At 26.9% G+C, this 3,226-nt stretch carries 4 protein-coding genes and 1 pseudogene; 3 read left to right on the top strand and 2 right to left on the bottom strand.

The genetic code is table 11. The features are described from left to right. Positions 1–120 precede the first annotated feature (120 nt). Together B3J31_RS13745 and B3J31_RS13740 are read left to right on the top strand one after the other, a co-directional pair. Positions 121–351: a BhlA/UviB family holin-like peptide gene (locus B3J31_RS13745; RefSeq protein WP_346874140.1), complete on the top strand. Its 231-nt coding sequence runs from the start codon at positions 121–123 to the stop codon at positions 349–351. Between the two features lie 105 nt (positions 352–456). Beyond that, positions 457–1,455, top strand: a complete 999-nt coding sequence (locus B3J31_RS13740; protein ID WP_346874139.1) for a hypothetical protein — start codon at positions 457–459, stop codon at positions 1,453–1,455. Positions 1,456–1,605: 150 nt separating this feature from the next. Here B3J31_RS13740 and B3J31_RS13735 read toward each other — a convergent pair whose 3' ends face one another. Together B3J31_RS13735 and B3J31_RS13730 are read right to left on the bottom strand one after the other, a co-directional pair. Next, complete coding sequence (locus B3J31_RS13735; RefSeq protein ID WP_346874138.1) at positions 1,606–2,205, bottom strand: hypothetical protein; 600 nt, start codon at positions 2,203–2,205, stop codon at positions 1,606–1,608. Positions 2,206–2,640: 435 nt separating this feature from the next. Next, entirely contained in the window at positions 2,641–3,000 is a 360-nt protein-coding gene (locus B3J31_RS13730; RefSeq protein ID WP_346874137.1) for a helix-turn-helix transcriptional regulator, read from the bottom strand. A gap of 105 nt (positions 3,001–3,105) precedes the next feature. Here B3J31_RS13730 and B3J31_RS13725 point away from each other — a divergent pair. Further along, positions 3,106–3,226: pseudogene (locus B3J31_RS13725) on the top strand (sporulation peptidase YabG); the annotation flags it as partial.

The raw sequence follows: 3,226 nt of genomic DNA, 5'->3' as shown, positions 1-3,226 counted from the left end.
TTTACAGATATTGAAATAGCAAAGGCTTTAAATATAAGTAGACAAGCTATAAGCAAAACACATAGACGAGCTATTAATAATATAAAAGAATATTTAAATTAAAGGAGATTTATGTTAGCAATGGAAAAGGAGATTTTAACACAAGCAGTATCACAAGGAATTTGGGCGGTACTTAGTATATTTTTATTATTTTATATATTAAAAGCCCAAGAAAAAAGAGATCAAAAACAAGAAGAAAGAGAAAATAATTATCAAAATATAATATCACAACTTACTGATAAGCTAGAGATAGTAGATGAAGTAAAGAAAGATGTAGAAGATATAAAGCAATATATAATGAAAAATAAATAAAAATTTTTAAATTAGGTTTACAAATTAAATTAATTATACTCTTTTATAAGTGTAATTACTTAATCGATTAAGTTCAAAAATAAAGAAGAAAGAGGGTATTTAATTATGGCTGATATTAATGTGACATATCAAGTATATACAGGAGGAAGATGGTTACCTAATGTAACTAACTTAAATGATTATGCTGGAATATATGGACAACCAATTCAAGGTGTATATGCCAGCTTAAGTAGGGGGACTATTCAATACAGAACACATACTCAAGGAGGATCATGGTTACCATGGGTAACTAATAGAACTGACTACGCAGGCGTTTTAGGTAAGAATGTAGATGGACTACAAATGCAACTTGTTAGTTTATCAGGATATAATGTTAGGTATAGAGCTTACGTCGGTGGGAGATGGCTTCCATGGGTAACTGGAACTTCAGATTATGCTGGAATATATGGACAACCAATAGAAGGTATTCAAGTAGAAATAATTTCTAATGCTCTTACTAATGCAGAAATTTTAGCACGTGCTGGAAATTATGGATTGTTTAATGGTTTGGGAATTTCTTTCGGTGGATTTGATGCGTGGCAAAGTATTGCACTTCTTAGTACTACGCCACCGACAACATTACAAGCAAAAGTTAGTTTTAAAAGTCATCTTGGCGGTTCAACTGTAGATATAAGTGTTCCTAATGCGTTAGCAACTACAGTAAGAAGTAAATTATTAAATGCAGGAGTATCATTGGATGGTAAGTTATCAGTAGGTAATTTATCTGCAACATTCAATTCAGTTACTGCAACTGCTAATATTGATAAAAATGTCAAGGTATCAGTTACAACTACACCTACTAGTATGACAATTGAGATGGAAGCTCTTGCTGATATTGGGGGAGGAGTTAAAGTTTATCAATCATTAAGAATATCTATGACTAATATGCGACCATATGAATATGCTCTTGCAAGGGTAACTATACCAGTTGTAACAAGCTACACTAGCAATAAAATTGCTAGAATTCAATGTGCTGGGACTTTGGCAATACTTGTCGCAATAGCCTACGGAATTTCATTAGTTTTATCACGAGGAAGACTATCCATGTATGGTGGTTCAATTTAAATATACAGTAGTTGTATTTAAATTAGAAATAGTGAAAGCTTAATAGTATCCTAAATTATTAATAACAAAAGAACTGTAAATCTATAATGTTTTACAGTTCTTTTAATTATGTTTTTTAATTATTAATAAAAATCTATTTAGATGAAAAAGTTATTTACTCTCTATGTGATTGCTAGCTATTTTAGAATTAATGAATTTTATAAATTCTTGCTCTGTTCCTATAATAAAAGAATCCTTTTGTATAAATATGAGGTTTCCTAAAGATTTAGGCTTAGGTATATGGATAATATACATATTTTCATAAGCATAAAAATCTGATATATCAGAGTAATTCATTCTTACTTTATCATAACATTTTGTTTTTGGATTAAAAAATGAAGTTTCATAAAATGATTGATAAAAGTAAATATATGGATCAGGATTTTTAATGTTTTTTATTTGCATATGAAATATTCTAAGTTTAAGCCAAATAATTATATGTTGCTGATACCATATCAAAAGTGTTAATAAAATAACTGGTAAAATGAATAGCTTATCTGAAAGAATAATGCCAATAGCTTCAATCAAAAAAAAATCCCAATTATAAACTAAATCCCAAATATAAAATATAACCATTAAAATTATAATTGAAACCCATGCTTTTTTCAAAAAATTAAAGAATTTTTTTCTTATACGTGATACAACTTTATTTAATTCTTTAGTAGTTATATTTGATAATGCACATTTAAATAAAATTTTTTCTTCATTCATAAATTTTTACTCCTTTACAATAACTATAATAAATGTTCTACAATAATCATTTTACCATAATTATTACTATATATTTTTTTTTAAAAACATTTAAGTATATAAATAGGAATTATAAATATTAGGATGAAATTTCATAAGTTACTAAAGCATTGAGATTGCTTTGTTTATGTAATGATATATATTTATATATTTAAATAAAACTATTACGAGTATATTTACAAGGCATACGTGAAATGTTCGCTGATAAATAGAGAATAATTATTAATGAATATATAGAAATGGTAAAATAGCTACATAATTAGATAAGTTAGAGTTAATCTCTATAATTACAGTGTGAGATTATATAAATAGACTAAGTCCAAAGAGAATTTCACCTAGACATTTAAGGATTGAAAATAGATTTAAAAATATTAAAGAAGTAGGAGCCTAATTTAATTATAAGGCTCCTACTTCTTTTAGTTTTATATACATATAATATGAAAGATTATTTTTCCCACTAAGTAATCTTCCAAAGCAAGAGTAAGATATGTTTAATATATTACTGCATTGAGTATAAGTATAATTGTTTTTATCTTTCCATTGTCTTATTTTTTCACCAGGACTATTATAATAAGTAAAGTAATAATCTCCAAAGTAAGATAAAGAAAGATTGAATTTATCACATATATTTTTAACATTTTTAGGTTTTGGCTCTATTTCATCAACTTCCCATTTTAGGACAGTATCTAGATGAAGATCTAAAATCTTTGCAAGTTCTAATCTTTCTAAATTGTTTACTTTTCTTAGTTTCAACATTTTTTCTGCAAATGTTTCTTCTGGAAGACTATTGTATAAACATTTATATATATTGTAAGTACAAGGTTTAAAAATAGTTTTCCATGTATCATTTTCATATAGTGTGCAGGTGCTAATTTTGCATCTTCCCCCAGTAGAGTACTAATTCATTGTTTAGATCCAGTATTAATTTGTGAGAAGGTAGCTTACACAAATATCGAAGAAATAGTAAACATTGAAGATGTAA

Origin of the sequence: Clostridium sp. UBA5988, assembly GCF_002435615.1 — a bacterium.
Lineage (GTDB): Bacteria > Bacillota > Clostridia > Clostridiales > Clostridiaceae > Clostridium_J > Clostridium_J sulfidigenes.
The sequence above is the reverse complement of the archived record's forward strand: the minus strand, read 5'-3'. Positions and strand labels throughout refer to the sequence as shown.

Bases quoted from the DNA above. Each gene is read 5' to 3' on its own strand.
- B3J31_RS13745 (WP_346874140.1), top strand. From the start codon at position 121: ATGGAAAAGGAGATTTTAACACAAGCAGTATCACAAGGAATTTGGGCG.
- B3J31_RS13740 (WP_346874139.1), top strand. From the start codon at position 457: ATGGCTGATATTAATGTGACATATCAAGTATATACAGGAGGAAGATGG.
- B3J31_RS13735 (WP_346874138.1), bottom strand. From the start codon at position 2,205: ATGAATGAAGAAAAAATTTTATTTAAATGTGCATTATCAAATATAACT.
- B3J31_RS13730 (WP_346874137.1), bottom strand. From the start codon at position 3,000: ATGTTGAAACTAAGAAAAGTAAACAATTTAGAAAGATTAGAACTTGCA.